The sequence below is a fragment of the Jiangella rhizosphaerae genome, from assembly GCF_003579925.1.
Classification (GTDB): domain Bacteria; phylum Actinomycetota; class Actinomycetes; order Jiangellales; family Jiangellaceae; genus Jiangella; species Jiangella rhizosphaerae.
On the sequence record NZ_QUAL01000187.1, the window covers coordinates 15,359 to 36,999 of the forward strand.

General features: G+C 67.9%; 18 protein-coding genes, 1 tRNA gene and 1 pseudogene. 5 read left to right on the forward strand and 15 right to left on the reverse strand.

Annotation, left to right across the window (positions count from 1 at the left end; all coding sequences use genetic code 11):
* Positions 1 to 39: 39 nt before the first annotated feature.
* The gene (locus DY240_RS31435) at positions 40 to 360 is read left to right on the forward strand and encodes a sigma-70 family RNA polymerase sigma factor family protein (RefSeq protein WP_147375420.1); all 321 of its coding nucleotides are present in this window, start codon (positions 40 to 42) and stop codon (positions 358 to 360) included.
* 300 nt (positions 361 to 660) lie between these two features.
* Entirely contained in the window at positions 661 to 1,233 is a 573-nt protein-coding gene (locus DY240_RS20830; RefSeq protein ID WP_119661764.1) for an SH3 domain-containing protein, read from the forward strand.
* A 27-nt stretch (positions 1,234 to 1,260) separates the two neighbouring features.
* On the opposite strand, the gene DY240_RS20835 is transcribed toward DY240_RS20830, so the two are convergent.
* From DY240_RS20835 to DY240_RS20855, 5 genes are read right to left on the reverse strand one after another with little or no spacing between them, the layout of a single operon-like run.
* A complete protein-coding gene (locus DY240_RS20835) occupies positions 1,261 to 2,472 on the reverse strand; it encodes an MFS transporter (protein WP_119661765.1) in 1,212 nt (403 codons plus the stop codon).
* Entirely contained in the window at positions 2,469 to 3,182 is a 714-nt protein-coding gene (gene narI, locus DY240_RS20840) for a respiratory nitrate reductase subunit gamma (protein ID WP_119661766.1), read from the reverse strand. The genes DY240_RS20835 and narI overlap by 4 nt, the downstream gene beginning before the upstream one ends.
* Positions 3,179 to 3,808 (reverse strand): nitrate reductase molybdenum cofactor assembly chaperone, encoded by a 630-nt coding sequence (gene narJ, locus DY240_RS20845; protein ID WP_119661767.1) that lies wholly within the window; start codon positions 3,806 to 3,808, stop codon positions 3,179 to 3,181. The genes narI and narJ overlap by 4 nt, the downstream gene beginning before the upstream one ends.
* Positions 3,805 to 5,466: a nitrate reductase subunit beta gene (gene narH / locus DY240_RS20850; RefSeq protein WP_119661768.1), complete on the reverse strand. Its 1,662-nt coding sequence runs from the start codon at positions 5,464 to 5,466 to the stop codon at positions 3,805 to 3,807. The genes narJ and narH overlap by 4 nt, the downstream gene beginning before the upstream one ends.
* Positions 5,466 to 9,131 carry a nitrate reductase subunit alpha gene (locus DY240_RS20855; protein WP_119661769.1) on the reverse strand — a complete coding sequence of 1,222 codons (3,666 nt, stop codon included), beginning with the start codon at positions 9,129 to 9,131 and terminating at the stop codon, positions 5,466 to 5,468. The genes narH and DY240_RS20855 overlap by 1 nt, the downstream gene beginning before the upstream one ends.
* 209 nt (positions 9,132 to 9,340) lie before the next feature.
* Between DY240_RS20855 and DY240_RS20860 the strand changes: the two genes are divergently transcribed.
* Positions 9,341 to 9,425: transfer RNA gene (locus tag DY240_RS20860), tRNA-Leu, on the forward strand.
* Here DY240_RS20860 and DY240_RS34160 read toward each other — a convergent pair.
* On the reverse strand, positions 9,381 to 10,004 hold the full coding sequence (locus DY240_RS34160; protein ID WP_407659357.1) for a hypothetical protein: 624 nt from the start codon (positions 10,002 to 10,004) through the stop codon (positions 9,381 to 9,383). The two genes, DY240_RS20860 and DY240_RS34160, sit on opposite strands and share 45 nt — an antisense overlap.
* Positions 10,005 to 10,162: 158 nt before the next feature.
* A pseudogene (locus tag DY240_RS34165) lies at positions 10,163 to 10,984 on the reverse strand (recombinase family protein); the annotation flags it as partial.
* 1,234 nt (positions 10,985 to 12,218) lie between these two features.
* Between DY240_RS34165 and DY240_RS31440 the strand changes: the two are divergent.
* Positions 12,219 to 13,760: a DUF5343 domain-containing protein gene (locus DY240_RS31440; protein ID WP_147375421.1), complete on the forward strand. Its 1,542-nt coding sequence runs from the start codon at positions 12,219 to 12,221 to the stop codon at positions 13,758 to 13,760.
* A 1,509-nt stretch (positions 13,761 to 15,269) separates the two neighbouring features.
* On the opposite strand, the gene DY240_RS20875 is transcribed toward DY240_RS31440, so the two are convergent.
* Positions 15,270 to 15,590 carry a helix-turn-helix domain-containing protein gene (locus tag DY240_RS20875; RefSeq protein WP_119661771.1) on the reverse strand — a complete coding sequence of 107 codons (321 nt, stop codon included), beginning with the start codon at positions 15,588 to 15,590 and terminating at the stop codon, positions 15,270 to 15,272.
* Complete coding sequence (locus DY240_RS20880) at positions 15,587 to 15,943, reverse strand: type II toxin-antitoxin system RelE/ParE family toxin (RefSeq protein ID WP_119661789.1); 357 nt, start codon at positions 15,941 to 15,943, stop codon at positions 15,587 to 15,589. Before DY240_RS20880 ends, DY240_RS20875 begins: the two co-directional genes overlap by 4 nt.
* A 171-nt stretch (positions 15,944 to 16,114) precedes the next feature.
* Between DY240_RS20880 and DY240_RS31445 the strand changes: the two genes are divergently transcribed.
* Complete coding sequence (locus tag DY240_RS31445) at positions 16,115 to 17,164, forward strand: hypothetical protein (protein WP_147375422.1); 1,050 nt, start codon at positions 16,115 to 16,117, stop codon at positions 17,162 to 17,164.
* Between the two features lie 106 nt (positions 17,165 to 17,270).
* On the opposite strand, the gene DY240_RS20895 is transcribed toward DY240_RS31445, so the two are convergent.
* The 6 genes from DY240_RS20895 to DY240_RS20920 all read right to left on the reverse strand — a co-directional run bounded on the left by DY240_RS20895 (position 17,271) and on the right by DY240_RS20920 (position 21,623).
* Positions 17,271 to 17,660: a hypothetical protein gene (locus DY240_RS20895; protein ID WP_119661774.1), complete on the reverse strand. Its 390-nt coding sequence runs from the start codon at positions 17,658 to 17,660 to the stop codon at positions 17,271 to 17,273.
* Between the two features lie 44 nt (positions 17,661 to 17,704).
* Positions 17,705 to 18,289, reverse strand: coding sequence for a recombinase family protein (locus DY240_RS20900; protein WP_119661775.1), 585 nt, complete (start codon positions 18,287 to 18,289; stop codon positions 17,705 to 17,707).
* Positions 18,290 to 18,431: 142 nt separating this feature from the next.
* The gene (locus DY240_RS20905; protein ID WP_119661776.1) at positions 18,432 to 19,265 is read right to left on the reverse strand and encodes an alpha/beta fold hydrolase; all 834 of its coding nucleotides are present in this window, start codon (positions 19,263 to 19,265) and stop codon (positions 18,432 to 18,434) included.
* A gap of 27 nt (positions 19,266 to 19,292) precedes the next feature.
* Positions 19,293 to 19,715 carry a DoxX family protein gene (locus tag DY240_RS20910; RefSeq protein ID WP_119661777.1) on the reverse strand — a complete coding sequence of 141 codons (423 nt, stop codon included), beginning with the start codon at positions 19,713 to 19,715 and terminating at the stop codon, positions 19,293 to 19,295.
* A 103-nt stretch (positions 19,716 to 19,818) separates the two neighbouring features.
* Complete coding sequence (locus tag DY240_RS20915; RefSeq protein ID WP_119661778.1) at positions 19,819 to 20,661, reverse strand: ABC transporter permease; 843 nt, start codon at positions 20,659 to 20,661, stop codon at positions 19,819 to 19,821.
* Positions 20,658 to 21,623, reverse strand: coding sequence for an ATP-binding cassette domain-containing protein (locus tag DY240_RS20920; protein WP_119661779.1), 966 nt, complete (start codon positions 21,621 to 21,623; stop codon positions 20,658 to 20,660). Before DY240_RS20920 ends, DY240_RS20915 begins: the two co-directional genes overlap by 4 nt.
* Between the last annotated feature and the right edge of the window lie 18 nt (positions 21,624 to 21,641).

Sequence of the window (21,641 nt, forward strand, 5' to 3'; positions counted from 1 at the left end):
ACCTGCCGACCACGACACCGTGACCACGACGCCGCCACCATGACCACCACACCACGACACACGCCCCACGCATTCATCGGCATCCCCCAGGCCGCAGAGTCGGCAATATCGGCGTCGGCTAACACCGACGTCGGCCGGTTCCTCGCCGAGCGGGTGTTCGAGACGCCGTGGCGGCTGCGGCCGGCCTGGTTCAACGGCCAGCTCGGGTTCGCCTGCTATCGGCGCGACCCTGCGGACGGCGCGTTCCGGCTCGGCGCGGTGAACGTGCTGAGCCTCCGGGACGGGCTGGTGACGCAGCTCAGCTCGTTCATCGACCCGGAGCTGCTGCCCCGCCTCGGCCTGCCCGCCGACCCGCCCTGACGGTGTCGCCCACCCATCCGGAGTGGGGCAGCGCGCCGGCCGCGCCGGGACAGCAGAAGGCCGCTCCGCCAGTTGGGGGGCAAGAGGCGGAGCGGCCCCGTGTATCTCCATGGTAGCCCAGCGTGACCGCCTTGTCGCACTAAGTAACGGTCCGTTCACTGACCTGCGTCGATAACCGCCCCCGGATCCACGAGAATCCCCGTCGCCGCGTGCAACCGACGGCCACGCTGAGGAGTGATTGATGGTGAGAGCCGACACCCGGCCACGGGGGCCGCGTTCGGCGACGTCAGGAGGTCCATCATGATCATCCGGCAACGGCTCCGGCGGGCGGCGATCGCGCTCGCCACGGCCGGCATCGTCCCACTCGGCCTGCTCGCGACCGGCACGGCCGCCGAGGCCGCGACGACGTACACGGGCCGCACCACCGAGGGCGTGAACGTCCGCAGCGCACCCACCTCGTACGCCCCCAAGGTCGGGTCGTACGCCAAGGGCGCCACCATCTCCATCCAGTGCAAGGTGTACGGCCCGACGGTCGGCGGCAACAGCCTCTGGTACAAGCTGTCGAGCGGCCGCTGGGTCACCGCCCGCTACGTCGCCAACGTCGGCGCCGCGCCGCGGTTCTGCGGCGACGGCCACGAGTACACCGGCCGGGTCTCCTCGTCGACGTCGCTGTCCGTACGCAGCGGCCCGCACACCTCCGACCCGAAGGTCAGCTCCGCACCGCGCGGCTCGACCCTGCACATCGTCTGCAAGGTCGACTCCCAGAGCATCGACGGCAACCGGCGCTGGTACCAACTGACCGGTGACGGCGGCGGCCAGTGGGTGGCGGCCCGCTACGTGACGAACGTGGGGTCCGCTCCGCCGTACTGCTGAGCCCTCCCAGGGAAGACGGCGCCGCCCTCACGACAACCGGGGCGGCGCCGTCGCCGTCCGTGCCCGCACCCCGAGCAGCGTGAACGCCAGTGCGCCGGCGGCGGTGATGGCCAGCAGCGTCAGCCCCACCCCGTAGCCGGACAGCAGCACCTCATACGTCGCCCCCATGACCAGCGGCGGGAAGAACCCGCCCAGTCCGCCGGCCGCACCCACGACGCCGGTGACCGTCCCGACCTTCTCCGGCGGGGCCAGCCGGGCGACCCACGCGAACACGCCGCCGGTGCCCAGGCCGAGGAAGAACGCGAGGGCGACGAACGCGATGCCGGCAGGCACCTCGACCGGCGGCTGGAACGCGACGACGATCGCCAGCACCACCGTGCCGGCCAGCGAGATCGCGACGACCGACCGCGGCCCGATCCGGTCGGACAGCACACCGCCGAGAGGACGGGCGACGACGGCGGCCAGCGCGAACCCGGCGGTGCGGGTGCCGGCCGCCGTCAGGTCGAAGTCGTAGATGTCGTTGAGGTAGGTCGGCAGGTAGGTCGAGAACGCGACGAACCCGCCGAACGCGACCGCGTACAGGAATGACATCTGCCATGTCACCGGCAGCCGCACCGCCGCCGCCAGCTTCGGCACCACGGGCGCGGTGTTCGGCGTCCAGCCCGGAGCGTCGCGCATCAGCAGCCAGCACACCGTCGCCATCGCCACCAGCGCCACGGCGACGACGACATGCGTCGCGACGTAGCCGAACCAGTCGACGAACCGCGGGGTGAAGAACGCCGACAGCGCCGTCCCGCCCATCCCGGCGCCGAACACGCCGGTCGCGAAGCCGCGGCGAGACTGCTCGTACCACGAGTTGACGAACGGGATGCCGACGGCGAACGTCGTGCCGGCGATGCCGAGGAAGAACCCGAACACCAGGAGCAGCCCGTACGACTCCGCCTCGCCGGCCGCCGCCACCAGCAGCACGAACGGCGCCGACGCCACCATGAGGACGGGGAACATCAGCCGGCCGCCGAACCGGTCGGTGAGCGCGCCGGCCAGGATCCGCCCGACCGAGCCCACCAGCACCGGCGTGGCCACCAGCAGCGACTTCTGGCCGGCGGACAGGCCCAGCTCGCCGGTGTAGCGCACGCCGAGCGGCGCGATCATGTTCCACGCCCAGAAGCTGACGGCGAACGCGACGGTGGCCAGCACCAGGTTGCGGGTCTGGCCGGCGCGGAGCTCGGGACTGTTCATCGTCGACTCCTCGTCCAGCCGGGCGCCGGCGGGACGGCATCCCGGCTGCGATAGACGATGTAGGGCCGGAACAGGTAGTGGACGGGCGCGGTGAACGCGTGCACCAGCCGGGTGAACGGCCAGATCGCGAACAGCAGCATGCCGACCAGCGTGTGGACGTGGAACTCCACCGGCGCGGCGGCCATCGAGTCGACGTCGGGCTGCAGCACGAACAGCGACCGGAACCACGGTGACACCGACTCGCGGTAGTCGTGCGCCTCCGAACCGGCACCGACGCTGACCAGCGTCGTCCACAGGCCCAGCGCGATCGCGGCGACCAGGACGACGTACATCGCCTTGTCGTTGGCGGTGGTGGCCATGAAGACCGGCCCGGTCCTGCGGCGCCGGTAGATCAGGATGGCGATGCCGGCCAGCGTGCAGGCGCCGGCGATGCCGCCGAACACCAGCGCGTTGACGTGGTAGATCCCCTCGCTGACTCCGGCCGCCTCGGTCCACGACTCCGGGATCACCAGCCCGCCGACGTGCCCGACGATCACGACGAGGATGCCGAAGTGGAACAGCGGCGACCCGATGCGCAGCAGCCGCGACTCGTAGAGCTGCGACGACCGCGTCGTCCAGCCGAACTTGTCGTAGCGGTAGCGCCAGATCGACCCTGCGACCAGCACGACCACCATGACGTACGGCAGCACACCCCACAGGACGGCGTTCACGGCCGGTCTCCGTACGGCTGCAGCTCCAGACCGACGGTCTCGACGGGCGGCCGGGCGGCGGCGTGGACGGCGGCGCGGTCCGGCGGCGACTCCCCCGGCAGCGTCGCGCAGACCGCCGCGACGCCGTCGGCGTACGGCGTGCCGAGGTCGAGCAGCGCGAACCGCAGCAGCTCCAGCGACGGCCGGTACTCCTGCAGCAGCGCGGTACCGGCGGCGGGGTCGGCGATCGCGGCGAACTCGAGCACGGTCGGCAGGTGGTCGGGCAGCTCGCCGTGCAGGTCGACGACGAACCCGCTGGCCCGGTAGGCGGCCTTGAAGCGGGCGAGCACCTCGCCGCGCCGCCGGGTGTCGCCGTCGGTCCAGTACGACAGGTGCAGCGCCCGGTCCCGGCTCAGGTCGAAGACGTCGACGTAGTCGCGCTGCAGGTCCGCGAGCGGCCGCCCGCCCAGGTGGTCCACCAGCGCCGACAGGCGGGCGACGGCGTCGGACGGCGACTGCTCGGCCAGCGCCCGGCCCAGCAGTGGCAGCCGCTGCACCAATGTCGCGTCGGGGTAGTCCAGGCACCACGAGGCGACCTGGTGCACGACGCGGTGGTCGGCGGCGCGGTCCCGCCGGCGGCCGATCACGACGCTCCGTCCTTGCGCGGCGGGAACAGGCCCTCCGGCCGGCCGTTGCCGTCCCAGTTGAGCAGGTTGACCCGGCCGCTCAGGTCGCCCGGCGGCGTGTCGGTGGTCTGCCGCTGCTTCAGCGCCTGGAACGTCTCGACGGCGACCGGCACCGGCCGCCCGCTGGCCTCGCCGAACGGCCCGGACTCGTACATGCCGGGGCCGTCCTCGACGTCGAGGGAGCAGCCGAGCTCCTCCAGGTCGTGCGCCTGCTCGGCGTGCGCGGTCGGGATGACGTAGCGCTCGTCGTACTTGGCGATGGCCATCAGCCGGTACATCGCGTACAGCGACTCCTCGGTCATCCCGACGGAGGCCGGGATGGACGGGTCGGGGTCGCGGCCGAGCGTCACGTCGCGCATGTAGGCCCGCATGGCGGCGAGCTTGCGCAGCACCGCCGTCACCGTCGCCGTCCGGCCGGCGGTGAACAGCTCGGCGAGGTACTCGACGGGGATGCGTAGCGCGTCGATCGCGCCGAACAGCGTCGCGCGGTCCTCGGCGTCGTGGCCCTGCGACGACAGTAGGTCGACCACCGGCGACAGCGGCGGCACGTACCAGACCATCGGCATCGTCCGGTACTCCGGGTGCAGCGGCAGCGCGACGCGGTACGTCTTGGCCAGCGCGTAGACGGGCGAGCGCCGGGCGGCGTCGATCCAGTCGTCCGGGATGCCGCCGGCCCGCGCCGCCGCGACCACCGCGGGGTCGGACGGGTCGAGCATGAGGCCCAGCTGCGCCTCGTACAGGTCCTGCGGATCGGGGGTCGACGCGGCCGCGGTGACGGCGTCGGCGTCGTACAGGAACAGCCCCAGGTAGCGCAGCCGGCCCACGCAGGTCTCCGAGCACACCGTCGGCAGCCCGACCTCGACCCGCGGGTAGCAGAACGTGCACTTCTCGGCCTTGCCGGAGCGGTGGTTGAAGTAGATCTTCTTGTACGGGCAGCCGGTGACGCACTGCCGCCAGCCGCGGCAGCGGTCCTGGTCGACCAGCACGATGCCGTCCTCGCTGCGCTTGTAGATGGCGCCGGACGGGCACGAGGCCATGCACGACGGGTTCAGGCAGTGTTCGCAGATGCGCGGCAGGTAGAACATGAACGTCCGCTCGAACTCGAAGCGGATCTTCTCCTCCGACTCGCGCCGCACCTTCTCGACGATGGGGTCGAGGTGGCCGAGCTCGCTGGTGCCGCCGAGGTTGTCGTCCCAGTTCGCCGACCACGTGACCTTGGTGTCCTCACCCGTGATGAGCGATTTCGGCCGGGCGACCGGGAAGTCGTCGCCCAGCGGCGCCTCGGTGAGCGTGCGGTAGTCGTAGGTCCACGGCTCGTAGTAGTCGGCCAGCTCCGGCTGCACCGGGCTGGCGAAGATGCCGAGCAGCCGTCTCGCCCGGCTTCCGGTGCGCAGCTCGAGCTTGCCGCGCTTGTTGAGCGTCCAGCCGCCCTTCCAGTGGTCCTGGTCCTCGTAGCGACGGGGGTAGCCCTGTCCGGGCCGGGTCTCGACGTTGTTGAACCAGACGTACTCCGTGCCGGCCCGGTTGGTCCACGCCTGTTTGCAGGTGACCGAGCAGGTGTGGCACCCGATGCACTTGTCGAGGTTCATCACCATCGCCATTTGCGCCATGACCCGCATCAGTACGTCACCTCCTGAGAGCGCTTGCGGATGGTCGAGACCATGTCGCGCTGGTTCCCCGTCGGGCCGAGGTAGTTGAACGTGTAAGAGAGCTGGGCGTAGCCGCCGATCAGGTGCGTCGGCTTCACCAGCAGCCGGGTGACGGAATTGTGGATGCCGCCGCGCCGCCCGGTCGCCTCCGACTTCGGGACGTCGATGGTGCGCTCCTGCGCGTGGTGCACGTAGACGACGCTCTGCGGCATCCGATGCGACACGATGGCGCGGCCGACGAAGACGCCGTTGGCGTTGACGCACTCGACCCAGTCGTTGTCCTTGACGTCGATGGCGGCGGCGTCGGCGGGACTCATCCACACCACCGGGCCGCCGCGCGACAGCGACAGCATGAGCAGGTTGTCCTGGTACTCGGAGTGGATCGACCACTTCGAGTGCGGCGTCAGGTAGCGGACGGTGACCTGGCTGGCGCCGTCCGGGCCCAGCCGCGGCTCGCCGAACAGCCGGTGCAGGGCCAGCGGCGGGCGGTAGATCGGCAGCGCCTCGCCGTACTCCAGCATCCAGTCGTGGTCGAGGTAGAAGTGCATGCGGCCGGTGAGCGTGTGGAACGGCTTGAGCCGCTCGATGTTGACGGTGAACGGGGCGTACCTCCGGCCGCCGGTCTCCGAGCCGGACCACTCGGGCGAGGTGATGACGGGGACCGGGGCGGTCTGCGTGTCTTCGAAGGTGATGCGTCTTTCTTCCGAGCCCTCGGCCAGGTCGGCCAGCGGCTTGCCGACGCGTTCCTCCAGCGTTCGGAAACCCTGCACGGCCAGCTCGCCGTTGGTCGTCCCCGAGAACATGAGGATCGCCTCGGCCAGCTTCTCGTCGGTGTCGACGGCCGGGCGGCCGTCGGCGGCGCCGCCGAGCATGACGCCGTTGGCCCTGGCCAGTCGTGCGGTCTGCTCCTCGAGCCGGTAGGTGACGTTCTTGACGGTGAAGCCGAGGGTGTCGGCGAGCGGGCCGACGGCGGCCAGCTTGTCGGCGATGGCGGTGTAGTCGCGCTCGACGACGGTGACGACCGGCCTGGTGCCGTCGGCTCTGCCGTGTGGCCGGCCGAGTTCGCCGGGGGTGTCGTGCTGGAGGGGGACGGTGACGAGGTCGCGGCGGGTGCCCAGGTGCTGTGTCGCCAGCTCGGAGAGCTTGCGGGCCAGCAGGTGGAACGCGTCGAAGTCGGTCTTCGCCTCCCACGGCGGGTCGATGGCCGGGGTGAACGCGTGCACGAACGGGTGCATGTCCGTCGACGAGAGGTCGTGCTTCTCGTACCAGGTGGCGGCCGGCAGCACGACGTCGGAGAGCAGGGTCGTCGACGTCATGCGGAAGTCCGCCGAGAGCAGCAGGTCGAGCTTGCCCTCCGGGGCTTGGTCGTGCCAGGCGATGTCGCGTGGGCGCGGGGCGTTGGGGTTCTCGGTGCCCATGACGTTGGAGTGGGTGCCGAGCAGGTGCTTGAGGAAGTACTCGTTGCCCTTCGCCGACGAGCCCATGAGGTTCGAGCGCCAGAGAACGAGCGTCCGCGGCCAGTTCCGCGGGTCGTCGACGTCCTGGATGGCGGGGGTGAGCGTGCCGTCGTCCAGTGCTCGCGCGACGTAGTCGGCGGGGTCTCGTGCTGTGCCGTTCTCGACCGCCGCCGTCGCGTCGTCGGCGACCTGGAGCGGGTTCGCGTCGAACTGCGGGTAGAACGGCATCCAGCCGAGCTTCGCCGACTCCGCGATGGCGTCGGCGGTGTGCTTCTCTTCTGTGGTGGTGCTGAGCGGGGACGCCAGCGACGCCGTCGAGTAGCCGTCGCCCCGCCACTGGCCGGTGTGCATGTACCAGTAGGCCGTGCCGATCATGGTGCGCGGCGGGCGCGACCAGTCCAGCGCGTTGGCCAGCGAGATCCAGCCGGTGATCGGGCGGCACTTCTCCTGCCCGACGTAATGCGCCCAGCCGCCGCCGTTGCGGCCCATGCAGCCGGTGAGGATGAGCAGCGCGAGGATGGCCCGGTACGTCGCGTCGCCGTGGAACCACTGGCAGACGCCGGCGCCCAGGATGATCATCGAGCGGCCGCCGGACTCCTCGGCGTTGGCGGCGAACTCGCGGGCGATGCGGATGCACTGCTCCGCCGGGACGCTGGTGATCTCCGCCTGCCAGGCCGGCGTGTACGGCGTGCTGCTGTCGTCGTAGCCGGTCGGCCAGTCGCCGGGCAGGCCGTCGCGCTGGACGCCGTACTGGGCGAGCATGAGGTCGAGCACCGTCGTCACCAGGTGGCCGCCGACCCGGCGGGCCGGGACGCCGCGCCGGAGCACGTCGCCGGAGCCGTCGGGGTTGGTGAAGGCGGGCAGCAGCACCTCGACGTTCTCGGCGTCGTCGCCCTGCATGGTGAGGGCGGGCGTGATGCCGTGGAGGTCGAGGTTCCAGCGGCCCTTGCCCGATTCGGCGTACCGGAAGCCGATCGAGCCGTTCGGGACGCGTAGCTCGCCGGTGGCCTCGTCGAGCACGACGGTCTTCCACTGGTCCTCGGGTGTCGCCCCGCCCAGGTCGGCGGCGGTGAGGAACTTGCCTGGGGTGAGCCCGTCGGAGTGCTCGTCCAGCCGGATGAGCATCGGCAGGTCGGTGTAGGTGCGGACGTAGTCCTCGAAGAACGGAGTGCGCCGGTCGGCGAAGTGTTCCTTGAGGATGACGTGGCCCATGGCCATCGCAAGGGCGGCGTCGGTGCCCGCCTGGGCCGGCAGCCACTCGTCGGCGAACTTGGTGTTGTCGGCGTAGTCGGGGCTGACGGTGACGACCTTGGTGCCGCGGTAGCGGACCTCGGCCATCCAGTGCGCGTCGGGCGTGCGCGTCACCGGGACGTTCGAGCCCCACATCATCAGGTACGTGGCGTCCCACCAGTCCCCCGACTCCGGCACGTCGGTCTGGTCGCCGAAGACCTGCGGGCTGGCCACCGGGAGGTCGGCGTACCAGTCGTAGAACGACGTCATGACGCCGCCGATGAGCTGCATGAAACGCGTCCCGACGGCGTGCGAGACCATCGACATCGCCGGGATCGGCGAGAAGCCGGCGCAGCGGTCCGGCCCGTACTCCTTGATCGTGTGCACGTGCGCGGCGGCGGCGATCTCGATCGCCTCGTCCCAGGTCGCCCGGACCAGCCCGCCCTTGCCTCTGGCCTGCTGGTAGCTGCGCCTTTTGGCCGGGTCGCCGGTGACGTCCGCCCAGGCGAGGACCGGGTCGCCGAGGCGCTGCTTCGCCTCGCGGTACAGCTCCAGGAGGACGCCGCGGACGTACGGGTAGCGCGCCCTCGTGGGTGAGTAGGTGTACCAGGAGAACGCCGCGCCGCGCGGGCAGCCGCGCGGCTCGTACTCGGGTCGGTCCGGCCCCACCGAGGGATAATCCGTCTGCTGGGTCTCCCAGGTGATGATGCCGTCCTTGACGTACACCTTCCACGAGCACGACCCCGTGCAGTTCACGCCGTGCGTGGACCGGACGACCTTGTCGTGGCTCCAGCGGTCCCGATAGAACACATCGCCCTGCCGGCCGCCCTCCCGGAACACCACCCGCCCGTCGTCGGACTCGTCCCAGCGGCTGAAGAACCGGCCCGCCTTCAACAGGGCCGCCGACGCCGGCCCGTCCACCCCTGGTCGTGGCGCCGGCCCGGCCATCTGCCACCTCGATTCCTCGTGGTCGCAGCCCCGCCTTCCCCTGCACGAGGCGTTGCGATCGAGCATAGACAAGATCACGACGATGAGAGACGGATCACACGAAACTCTCTTCACACTGGTCGCGCCTCGCGGTCCGCCCCGAGTTGGACAGAGGGCCCCACGGGTTTGGTATGGTTACGCAGCCGCTGGCGCTCCACGAAGCGCCGCAAGTCCGGGTGGCGGAATAGGCAGACGCGCTAGCTTGAGGTGCTAGTCCCCGTCAAGGGGGTGGGGGTTCAAGTCCCCCCTCGGACACTCACCAGAACCCCACGCTCCAGGGTGGAGTGTGGTCTCGGCTCGGACGAGCCGTTTCTCCGGCCGGTAGGTCAACCTCAGGTTCAGCTGTCGGTAGATCTCCGCCTTGTCGTTCGGATCGGCTGCGCTCAGCACGGTGTGGAGGTTGCCGAGCGCGTCGACGAGCGTTTCGATCTCGGCCCTCGTCATCCGCTGTTGCCGCCGACGTGATCGCTTGCGGGCGAGAGCCGCAGCCTTGCGGGCCTGGACGTCGGCCGTCCAGGTGGCGACGAGGGCCGGGTCGGCGCCGGCTTCGAGTGCCTGACGGTAGCGGGCCAGCTTGGCGTCGCAATCGGCAAGGACGGCATCGGCGTCGTCGGTCGTGCTCGGCTGGTCGTCCTGCGCCTCGTAGAGCTGGTCGATCGTGGTCTCGAGGCGCGTAGGCGCGAATGCCTGCGCGAGCCAGTCGTCCAGCCGCGGGAGCACGTCTCGTTCGGCGAGGTAGATGTTGCGCGGATGGTCGATCGTGTTCGCGAGCGCGTCCTCCTGCGGGTAGCGGCAGCGGTAGTAGGCCTCGTCGTGGTTCCACTGGCCCTGCATGCGCCGATCGCACACGCCACAGAGGAGCAGGCCGCGCGCAGCGCGTACGGGTGGCGCGTGTGGTGGCGCTCGCGGGTCTTGCGTCCTGCTCCCTTGGCGGCGAGGAGCCGCTGAGCCTGTTCGAACGTCTCGGTGTCGACGAGCGGTTCGTGGACGACCTCGGTGGACCAGACCCAGGCGTCGGGAGTGTTCCAGCGCATCCGCGTCTCGTGGCCGAGTGCGACGTCGTCGACGTCGATGAGGACCTCGTCCTTGCGCTGTCTGTTCCACACCTGCCGGCCGGTGTAGCGCGGGTTGGAGAGGATGACTCGGACGGCGCCCTTCGACCAGGCGCTGCCGCTACGGTGCCGGTTACGCGCCGGATCATGTGCCGACGGCGACGCGATGCCGTCACGTGTCAGCGCCTCGGCGATCGCGAACATGCCCCGCCCGGCGACGTACTCGACGAAGATCCGCTCCACGAGGGGCGCGGCGACGGGGTCCGGTTCGAGGCGGTGCAGCCGCTTGCCGTCGGCGGCCTTGGCCGGGTTCGGATTTGGGCCGGCGTCGGCGAGCCGGTATCCGTACGGTGGACGGCCGCCGAGGAAGCGTCCCTCGATCTGCGCCTGCGCGGACATCGCCGCACGGACGCGGACCTTGATCCGGCTGCGCTCCCCCTTGCTCATCCCGCCGAAGACCGACATGACCAGATCGTGCGCCTCGGACTCCGGATCGATCGGACCGCCGACCTGAGGCACCCACAACTGGACGCCGTAGTGCGTGAAGACCGGGAAGGTCAGGCCGTACTGGTTGCCGTAGAACGCCCGCTGCGGCTCGCCTATGACGACGCCGTCGAACCCGCGATCGGGGTTCTTGAGCTGCGCCAGCAGGGCGTTCGCCTCTGGGCGGCGCTCCACGGGATCGAACGCGACTGGCCGACATCGAAGAACTCGGTGACGATCTCGCCGTGCCGCTCTGTCAGCGCCCGGGCGCGCGCACATTGCCAGTTCCGAGACGCTTCGGGGTCTTGTTGGTCCTCAGTCGACACGCGCCCGTAGAACGCGAACTGTCGCGACACGCGCGCCTCCTCTCCTTCTGGGATTCTGCTGCGTCCGTGCCGGTCTGCTCGGCTGGCGGGCGGTGCGACGCGTTGCGCAGCAGCCGAAGCAGCGCCCGGGCGACGGCCGGCGCGAGAGCCGGTGCCTCCTTCGGCACAACGACCCGCAGCCGCCGCGCATGCTCGTGGCCACAGCGAGCCCTCCTACGAGCATCACCAGAGCGTTCCGTCCGCCTGACCGTCGCGCCGGTCCGGCTTGGCTTGCAGCCACCTGCGCAACATCCACAGGAATGGTCTCGTCGCCCATCCATGGACGCTCCGCTCCATGCAGACGTCAAGTCCGACGAGCCGGATGGTCCGCACGGCCGAGGCGACCGGAGTTCTGGTTCGCTGTCCATGCCCTGAACTCCGCGCCGCGATCCTGCGCGGGGACGCGCAGTGCTCCCAGCGCGGTTGACGTCGACGGCACAGGCTGCGGACGAACGGCCAGCAGTGCAGACGGACAGTGCGCTCCCGCCAGGAGCATATCTCCGGGATCGGGACCGTCAGATCGTTCATCCAGTCGGGGTTCCGATTGGCCTTCCGATTGGGGATCCTCTTAAGCAACCACCCTTGCGCTGACAGGGCCCCGCTGGTCACAGGGTTGAAGCCCGGATCCGATGGCTTCCCAGACTTGGCTACAAGTGTGCAGTATCCATAGGATCGCCGTGCGGCATGACGTCGACAGCGCTCCTGCGGACTTCGCCGAATCCGGCACGACCGACCGACCGTTCAGATGACCGGACCGCCGCCGGCGATCGGCACGATACAGCCTCGGACGTCACGACATTGCCTCACACCGCCAAATAGACACCGGCCATCCCTTACCTGCGGGCCGTGTCGACGTCGTTCGCTAGCCGATGGCGCGCCCGAATCGAGGCTCACCGTTGTCGGCGTCCCACCCGCCCTGACGGCCGCTGCGGCGGCGGACCCGAAGTCTGAGGATACTGTCAGCCAGCCCGCCTGGCCCGCGCCGACCGCGAGATGGTCTCGCCATCCACAAGGTGCCGTTGAGTTTCTGATCGAGTGATGTGTCCGACCGTTCTGCTAGAACGGATCCAGACGACACGGCCTTTGTGCCGGCGTTGTCGGGATATGGCATGAGATACTTGCGGGCGCGACTCTCGAGGAGATTGAACATGGCTGACGACCAGTCCGGAGCGAAGGTTTCATACCCGTACATGACGTCCGCGCAGTGGTTCGGCATCCGCGCGAAGCTTCGCCAGTCGCTGCCGAGCAGCATCGACGTCGACTGGGTCATGGCTGCTTTGGGTACCTCAGAGAAGGTCGCTCGGAACACAGTGCCCCAACTCAGAGCGGTCGGGCTGATCAACAACGACGGCAAGCCCAATGCCGAACTCGTTCACGATCTGCGTGACGACGAGACCTACCCCTCAGCATGCAGACGGATTCTGGAGAAGCTCTATCCGCCTACCCTCCTTACCGCGTGGGACAACCCGGACGAGGATCCCGATAAGGTCGCTGCGTGGTTCATGCGCAACGCGGGCACCGGAGCCTCGACGGCAAAGGTGCAGGCGAAGCTCTACCTACTCCTGTTAAAGGCGGACCTTCCATCGCCCGAGGATGCGGCAAAAAGGCCGTTCCGAAGAAGGCGGCGGCGGCGCCTACCACGAGGGCTACCGCCAAGCTCGCCGACAAGCCCAAGGAAGACGCTGCGGTCCAGACTGAACCTCAGCAAATGTCGCCCCCGCCGGGCGGTAGCTTCGGCCCGAACCTCCATATTGATATGCAGATTCACATCTCTGCAGACGCGTCAGACACCCAGATCGACACGATCTTCAAGAGCATGGCCAAGCACCTTTATGGCCGTGAGTGAGGAGGTGAAGCGCGGCCTCCGCCTAGTCCGAGAGGTCCAAGCCGCTGTCGGCTCTCTCACGCCGCCGCCAGCGCCGCGAAGCGCAGCAGCGGAGGAGCCCGACCCGCCCCCGCCGGTAACGGTCGACGGCGGCGTCGAGCCACCAACGGCGTTTGTGTCTTGGGCGCATTCGCATGCCTCGTGGAGTAGGGAGCAAACCGGCGACTGGGAGTCGCAGGTAGCGGCGTTTGCTGCTCTCCTACGGCGCTTTGGCATCCGCGCTGACGTTGATCTGTTTCACCTGGACGAGCCCGAGGACTGGACACGCTACGGCCCCCTCCAGGTTCAGAGGGCGAAGTACACGCTGATCGTGATGTCCGAGGCTTGGGCCGAGCGTTGGAGCGGGACCAACTCGCCGCGCGAGGGAGCAGGCGCGGCCGCGGAGGCCGACACCCTAAAGGGCTTGTTCACCCACGATCAAGACGCGTGGCAGCGCCGCGTCGTCATCGTCATGTTCCCGGAGGTCAGCTCCAATGTCGTACCCCCCGACCTGCAACGGGTCGCGAGGGTGTCGGTCGATCCGGTCGACCCAGACTCGTTCGAACAACTGATCCGCATGCTCACTGAACAGCCGCGGTATCCCAAGCCGCCGGTCGGCGAGGTTCCCGTATTCAGGGCTGTAGCTGCCTACGAGGAGTCTTCAGCGCTGGTGACGCTGCGTGAGCGTCTGAACGAGATCGAGAAACGCAAGAAGCAGCTAACGAACAAGCGGTCCCAAGCGGCGAACGCCGAGCGGGAGCGTCTAGATCTGTCGGAAGCCGCGACCCGCGGATTTATCGACGCCGAACTCACCATCGAGGACTAGCTGGCGAGGTGGAGCGCAGCGGCCATAGAGACCTCGATCAACGACCAACAGGAATAGTGCAGACGTGACTGCGGCTGAGTTTGAGGAGAAGCAGTACGAGTGCGCTTTCAACGTCGAACTGGGCTCGTCGGGGCCAGTATTCGCGTCCGGACAGGTACTTGAGAAGCTCACTGGGTACGACGCGGTAGCGACACCGGGAGCCAACCACGTGCTTTGGCGAATCTTAGCCATTCCGCGACCACCGGGAATCCGCCTTGTCCCGGATCACTGGTCGCCTGCTGCACGACGCATGCGACCTGACCTTGGCAAGCTGCCAGAACATCCCGTGAGCTTCATCGTCCAGTTCAAGCGGCCAGAGTACCTTCAAGGGAGCAGCGCATCACAGTATCGATTGTGGAACCAGCCGTACTACCGATTCACACGCCTCCAACATCAGCACAAGCAACTTCGTCGGCTCGAGACTCAGCTCGCTGGCGCCGCTACGATCATGTACGCATCACCAGCGCTTCATCGGCTGGCCGACTTGGAGCGGGCGCAATTGGAAGAATGTGTGGTGGCTTCCACAGGTTTCGTCTCACCCACCCGCCTGGGCCGACATTCCGTCTGGACCTACATTCGGCCAGGTACCGTGGGTCGCGCGAACCCGGACGGTGAGGAGTTGCTGTTCGCATCATTCGGAGCCTTGTTTGCGCCAGCGCCACCGACTGGTAGAGGTGAACTCGCGAGGCGAGATGGCCTGCGCGAGCACCTAGCAGCGCTCTCGCGTGTATGTCGTGAGATTGCAGCGAGCCGATCGCGTCTGGTCGATTCCTGGATTGGAAATGTGAGACAAGCCGCGGACATCCCAGGCGAAACCCTAGAAGCCGTCAGGGACTACGCCATAGTTCAGTCTCTTATCATAAGCATAAGGGCCACATGGTGGATCGTAGATGGGGATGTCCTAACGCCAGCTGTGCCTGGCCTCTAAACGGAGTAGGCTTGGCCTGCTGGGATTAATGCCCTCCGCGTCCCCGATGCCGCCGCAGCGGAAATCGAGGATTGCACCGAGGCCTCGCCCCGGCTACCGCGCCCGCCACTTGATCGGAAAGGACAACAATCCCGCCACCATGCTCCTCACGGTTCCGGTGCTGCGTGTACTCGAAGCTTTTCCGCGGTGAACGGGTCCAAGGGACCGCTCATGCTGCGACCGATGACCGGCCGGCCAAATGACCGCAGCGATGTCTACCAGATGGTGGGCCGGATCGCGAAGACTGCCGCAACCGGCGCCACCTCAGTCCCCACTTGCGGCGAAACGCCGCCATTTCCAACGCCCTCGACGCCTGCGTCCGTTGTCCGGCATGATAGGAGGGTTGCAGCCCCGCATCGAGGTGTGTCATAGCGCCGCGAAGGACGCGAGGTGCACCAAGCGATCGAGCGAAAGAGCGTTGCCGAGGCACTCTTACCGCGGCATGAGTTGGAAGACCACATCCGCTAGAGGATTGGATAGCGGCGAGCGCCCGGAGGGGCTTGTCAGCCAACCTTGAGCTGTTCGTCACCGAAGTCAGCGACAAGGTTGAGTGTTCCGCCGAGCGCGGCGACGTAGCGGTCCATGACGTCTCGGGTTGAGACGTCGCCCTTCTCGATCTGCGACACCCTGGACACCGAAATGCCCATCCGCGTTGCAACCTGCGCCTGCGTCAGCCCCCGCCGCTTGCGCAGCTCCGCAAGCCGCCAACCCCGGGCCTGGTCGCGCAGCCGCTGAACCTCGTCGTCGAAAACTTCTGGACCACCCGCGGTCGCGACAGCGCGCTCGAGGTGATCGGTGTCGCGCCACTTGCGGTACCCGCTCATCGTCCCATCTCCCTCCGACGCTCCTGCAAGTATGTCTCGTACAACTGCTCCGCGAGCGGGATCGCCTGCCGATACCAGCGCTGCCACTGACCAGCCTTATCACCGGCGATCAGCAGGATCGCCGATCGCCACGGGTCGAAGACGAACAGGATACGGATCTCACTCTTGCCCACCGATCCGGGACGCAGCTCCTTCAGGTTCGGGAGCGACGACCCGGCGATCGTGTCCACCAGCGGTCGTCCCTCGGCCGGCCCGTTGTGCTCCAACACCAGAATGGCCTGGTTGACCAGCTTGTGCGTCTCGCGGTCAGTCTCGTACAACGCGTCAAGGAACTGCTCGACCTCATCTGTCATGAGGATCTCCCAGGCCTCCACCGACACCTCCTACCCCGGCGAGCCGCGTTTAGAAAATTATAAACCAGTGCCGGCTGCTGGGCCACCCGCCGCGGCCTTGTGATCACAGCCGCAGAGTGAACCAGTCCGGACACTCCAGCGGGAACCTATCGACTCCGGCAAGATCGTTACATGACGCTCTACGCCTATGACGAGAAACAAGGCGTCTTGATCACGACCTGGGACACCGGTACCGGCCTGGTCGCCCACACGCTCGGGGACGCCCCTGTGTCGGGTCGGCAGAGCGATCTACTGCCGCTCGCGGAGAGCCTGTCGAACCTCTCGAGGCTGTTGTGGCGGACCTACACCCATCCGGCAAGCGCTGCCGACAGCCTGGAGCCCAATAGCGAGGGTTGGCGTCGGCAGGGCGAGCGCGACGCGTTCACCGATGTGCTCGAAGCGCTCAGGAACCCCAATCTGCCGCACGATGGCTACATTGATCAGTCGTACATTCTCGTCGAGGAAGCCGCGCACCGAGTGGGTCGCGCACTTCATGCGGTCCAAGAACCCGTGCTGGCCGCTCACATCGAGACCGACGTCGCGGCCGAGTTGGCCGCGGTTGAACAAGCCGAGCGCGGCGACCTGTCGGGGCGGGGGAGGCAGGCGGTTGCGCTGTCACGCGCCGACGTCTCGCCTCTGCAGGTGAGCGCTGCAAACGAGCTGTTCAAAGAGAACCCTCACGGCTCCTCGAGGCTCTTCGAAGTCGTCGATCCTGCGGCCGCTGCGGTTGCTGCGGCTCACTGGCTCCAGGCGGCAGCGGTGGTGGCTGGCGAAGTAGCCGACTGCAATCCGACTGCCGTAGTGCGCGAGGCAGACAACATCGAGGCGCTCGCCGTTGAGACGCCAACCCTGGTCCTCGAACGGGCTTACGGCGGAGAGATGCCGCGTGCAATCGTCACGGACCTGATCAGGGCTGCGATGACGGTGGCAGAAGGCAAGCTGCCCGACCCCGAACTGCTGGTCGAACAGATCAAGGAGGCTCGACGAAAAGCCGAGCGGTTCGGACCCGGAGATCATGAGTTGCTGGCAGGCCTGATGCCACGAGCCACACCCTTGGATCCCGCGCGAACCCGCGCACGATCTTCTGGAGGACCTGCTCGACGGTATTCGCGGCTGCAGGCTGCTCTTTCACGAGTACGCAGGCAGCAACGTCGACGTCTCCGCCGACGCAGACGATCCTGACGAAGACTTCGTCCAAGCCGTACGGGCAGAAGCGTCTGCGAACCAAGATCGACTGTTGTAGCTCCACTGCCGATTTGGGCCGTGCGGAGTATTCAGTCGGCGGTTCCTACCGAAGGGCGAACTTCGTCCGTAGGACGACGGTGGGGTTGTGGTCCAGATCGGCCCTCGGACACATCCATACCCCCAGCGCTTGGTCAACATCTACTCTGACCAGGCGCGGTTCTGGTTCGTAGGTCAGTTTCAGCGCCAGCGCCTCGTAGATCTCGGCGCGCTCCTCGGCCGTCGCGTGCCTCAGCGCCTTGACGATGCCGCCGAGTTGGTCGATCAGTGTCGTGATGTCGACCACAGTGAGCTCGGCCGTCGTCGTGAGGCGCTTGAGCCTGGCTGCCGCCTCGTCTCGCTCGCTCGTGCGCTGCGCCAGCTTCTTGGCGAGGACGGCAGCGCTCTCAGGAGCGTTCTCGATCGCGACGACGAGGTTCTCGATCTTGCGGTCCAACTCCTTGATCCGGCCGTGCAGAGCCGCGGCGGCCGGGTTCTCGCCTACTGCGGCTTCCTGGCCGGCTGCCAGCCACTCGGCCGGCAGCGGTAGCGATTCCCACCCGGCCCATCACCCGACCTGGAGGCGCGGTGCTGCGCCTCCATCTTGAACCCGCAGAGACCACAGTGCAGCAGCCCGGACAATGGGTAGGCGCGCTGAGCCTGAGCACGGCGCGTGATCCGCGGCCGCCGGCCCCCGTGCAGCCGCCGCTGCACCGCCTCGAACAGCTCGTCATCGACGATCGGCTCGTGGGTCCGCTTCTCCGGCACCACCCATGTCTCGGGATCGCGCCACCGCATCCGAGTGACGTAGCCGGCCGCCACATCAGTCGGGTCGACCAGCGACTCGAACTTCTCCTGCTTCCCCCACACACGCACACTGCGGTAGGCAGGATTGGCCAAGATGGCCCGGACCGTCGCGTGCACCCAGCCGCGCGGGTCGCGATGCGGGTTCCGACGGGGGTCGTGCTCTGACGGTGACGGCATTCCTTGATCGGTGAGGTGCTGGGCGATGGCACGCAGTCCGAAGCCGTCGCGGTACATCTCGAAAATGAGGACAACCACCGCCGCCGTGACCGGGTCGGGCACCAGCTTCCTCAGATGCTGCCCGAGCGCCGCTTTGGCCGGGTTCGGATGCGGGCCGGCGTCGACCAGCTGGTAGCTCTGGCCGCGCTGGACTTCGGCATCGTGACTGCGGAGGTCGGTCTTCCTGCAGCACCTCGCGGGCCCCTCAGTGTTCGGTGCTGAAGAACCGTAGCAACAGCGGGCCGACGGTCTGTGGGTCGACGACGTGATCCGGCCCCTCGAGGGTCTCCCGTTGAGCGTGGGGTAGTAGGTCTGCGAGCTCGTCGGCCGCGCGGTCGAAGAAGTCCGAGGGCAGGCCTGCCATGTAGGGGACCGTGATCGGTCCTCCGGTGATGACCAGGACCGGTTGGGTGACCGTTGCCAGTCGATCGGCCGGCAACTGGTAGCGGTTGAGGAAGACGCTGTCGTGGACCAGCGTGGGCGCGAGGGCGACCGAATCCGCCCAATGCGCCGTCTGCTTGCCTGCCGCTTTCCTGGCCGCGATGTTGTCGTCGGAGGCGCCGGTCATGCGCATGAACAGTTCGAGAACCTCCTCGTCTCGCCCGGCATCGAAGGCGCGTCGGGTGTCTGCGATGTACTCCTCGAATCGCGGGCGGATGTCGTCCCCGACCGCGTAGGGCACCTCCCAGACGGCGATCGTGTCGATGGCTGACCCTGCCGCGGCGGCTTCCAGCGCCAGCGCGCCGCCAGAGGACGCCCCGAACAGGTGTGCCGAGCCGCCCGCCTCCGCGATCAACGCATCCAGGTCCTCGATCTCCCTTTCCACGGCGTACGGCTCGGTGAAGCCGCTCGCGCCGCGTCCCCGACGGGCATAGTTGTAGACCGTGAAGTGCTCGGCGAGAGCAGGCACCAAGGGAGCGTTCTCCACCCCCACGTCGAGTGCTCCGCCCACCAGAATGACGGCCGGACCGCTTCCTTCCCTGTCGTAGGCGATGGTGGTGCCATCGTTTGATGTCACGCGAAACGCCATCTCGTTCATCTCACATCTCCGTTCGAGAGGTTTGTCTCAGCGCCTGAGCAGCGTGCCGACGACGGCCTCGGTGCGCGACCAGCGCGTCCTTGCGATCACGGCCGCGACGACGAGTAAGGCGAGCGGCAGCCAAGGGCTCTGCTCGAGCACGAACTGATCGGTGATGACAGCACCGGTCAGCAATGCCGCCAACCCGAGACTGGCCAGGCCCGCCAGAGCCGGGATCAGAAGTCCAACCCCTCCCGCGACCTCCAGCGCTCCGACCAGGTACCGGAGCCACTGGCCAGCCCCGATGTCGGCGAACATGTCCACCATGACCGGGTCGCCGGCGAGCTTCGAGATTCCGCCGCCGGCGATTATCGCCGCCAGCACGACTTGCAGAATCCAGACCCCGATGCTGCTCGCCCGCCCGGGCGTGTGCACAACGGTTTCCGAGTTGTTCTTGGGGATGGCGCTCACGCGTCTCTCCTTGTCGTGTCCGGGCCTGGTACCGGTGATGGCGTTGGCCGAGCGGGCCGAGTTGTCGGAGTTGATGTCGACCAAGTGCTCGCGGTAGCGGGATCTATTTCTTGTTGCGGTAGAGGACCATGGTGATGGGACCGAAGACCGCGACGAGAAGTACTGACGAGACGAGCACCCAGCCGATTTCCCCGGCGGGCACCGAGCCGTGCATCAGGCCGCGTACCACGGTCGCCAGGTGGGTGATCGGGTTGACCTCGACGACCGCCTGCAACCACCCGGGCATCGTCTTCGGGTCCACGAAGATGTTGCTCACGAACGTCAGCGGGAACATCACCATCATGCTGACCCCCGCCACCGAGTTCGGCGTGCGCAGGATCAGGCTGAGCATCGTCCACAGCCACGACAGGCAGAACGAGAACACCAGCAGCAACGCGACCGACAGCACCACCCCGACGGCGCCACCCTCCGGCCGGAACCCTAGGACCAGGCCGAGCATGATGACGATCGCCGACCCGATCGAGTAGCGCACCAGATCGCCGAGCAGAGCGCCGACCAGCGGCGACGGTCGCCACACCGGGAGCGACCTGAATCTGTCGAAAACGCCCTTCTGAATGTCGGTGTTCAGCGTAATGCCGGTGTTCATGGTGATCATGACGTTCGCCTGCACCAGGATGCCCGGCAATAGGAACTGCAGGTATTCCTGAGTCGACCCGGCGAGCGCACCACCGAACAGGTAGGTGAACATCAACGTGAACATGATCGGGAACATGGTCACGTCGACGAGTTGCTCGGGCACGTGCTTGATCTTCAGGAGGGCGCGCCAGCCGAATGTCAACGAGGTGAGCACCGGACCGGGGCGAGACGGCCGCTCGCCGGCCAGCACACTGCGCAGCGCGTCCTCGGTGACCGGCGCCGACGCCTGCTCCGCGGACGTGGCATTCATGCGGCATCCTCCTCGGGTGTCTCCTCGGGGGCGTGTCCGGTCAGGGCGAGGAACACCTCGTCCAGGCTCGGCTGACCGAGCGCGAACTCGGTGACGTCGATGCCGCCGCGGGACAGCTCGGCGAGGGAACGGGCGACCCGCTCGGGGTCGGAGATCCGCGCGGACAGCGCGACCGGGTCGGCGGACGGCTCGACCTGCACCTCGAGAGCGGTGGCGAGGACCCGCTCGGCCTCGGCCCGCTGCTCGGGACTACGGAGGCGTACGTGCAGCGAGCCGGCGCCGAACGATGCCTTGAGCTGGCCGCTGGAGCCCTCGGCGATGACCTTCCCGTGGTCGATCACCGCGATGCGGTCGGCCAGCTGGTCGGCCTCGTCGAGGTACTGCGTGGTCAGCAACACGGTGGCGCCCTCGGCGACCATGCCCCTGACGATCTCCCAGACCTGGTTCCTGCTGCGCGGGTCGAGCCCGGTCGTGGGCTCGTCGAGGAAGATCAGTTCGGGGGTGACGACAAGGCTCGCCGCGATGTCGATGCGCCGGCGCATCCCGCCGGAGTACTTCTTCACCTGCCGGTCGGCCGCCTCGGCAAGACCGAACGCGTCGAGCAGGTCGGTCGCCCGCTCCCTGCCTCGGCGGCGTGAGTAGCCGAGCAGCCTGGCGAGCAGCAACAGGTTCTCCACCCCGGTGAGGTCCTCGTCGACCGACGCGAACTGCCCGGTGAGGCCCACCCTGCTTCGCACCGCCTGGGCGTCACGCACGACGTCGTAGCCGAGCACTTGCGCCTCTCCGGCGTCGGGGCGCAGGAGCGTGGCCAGCATGCGGATCGTGGTGGTCTTGCCCGCCCCGTTCGGGCCGAGCACGCCGTACACGCCGCCGGCGCTCACGGCCAGATCCACACCGGCGACCGCGTGGGTCGTGCCGAAGCTCTTCTTCAACCCTCTCGTCTCGATCGCGAGCTTTCCCATGGGTTCGAGTCCTTCTCT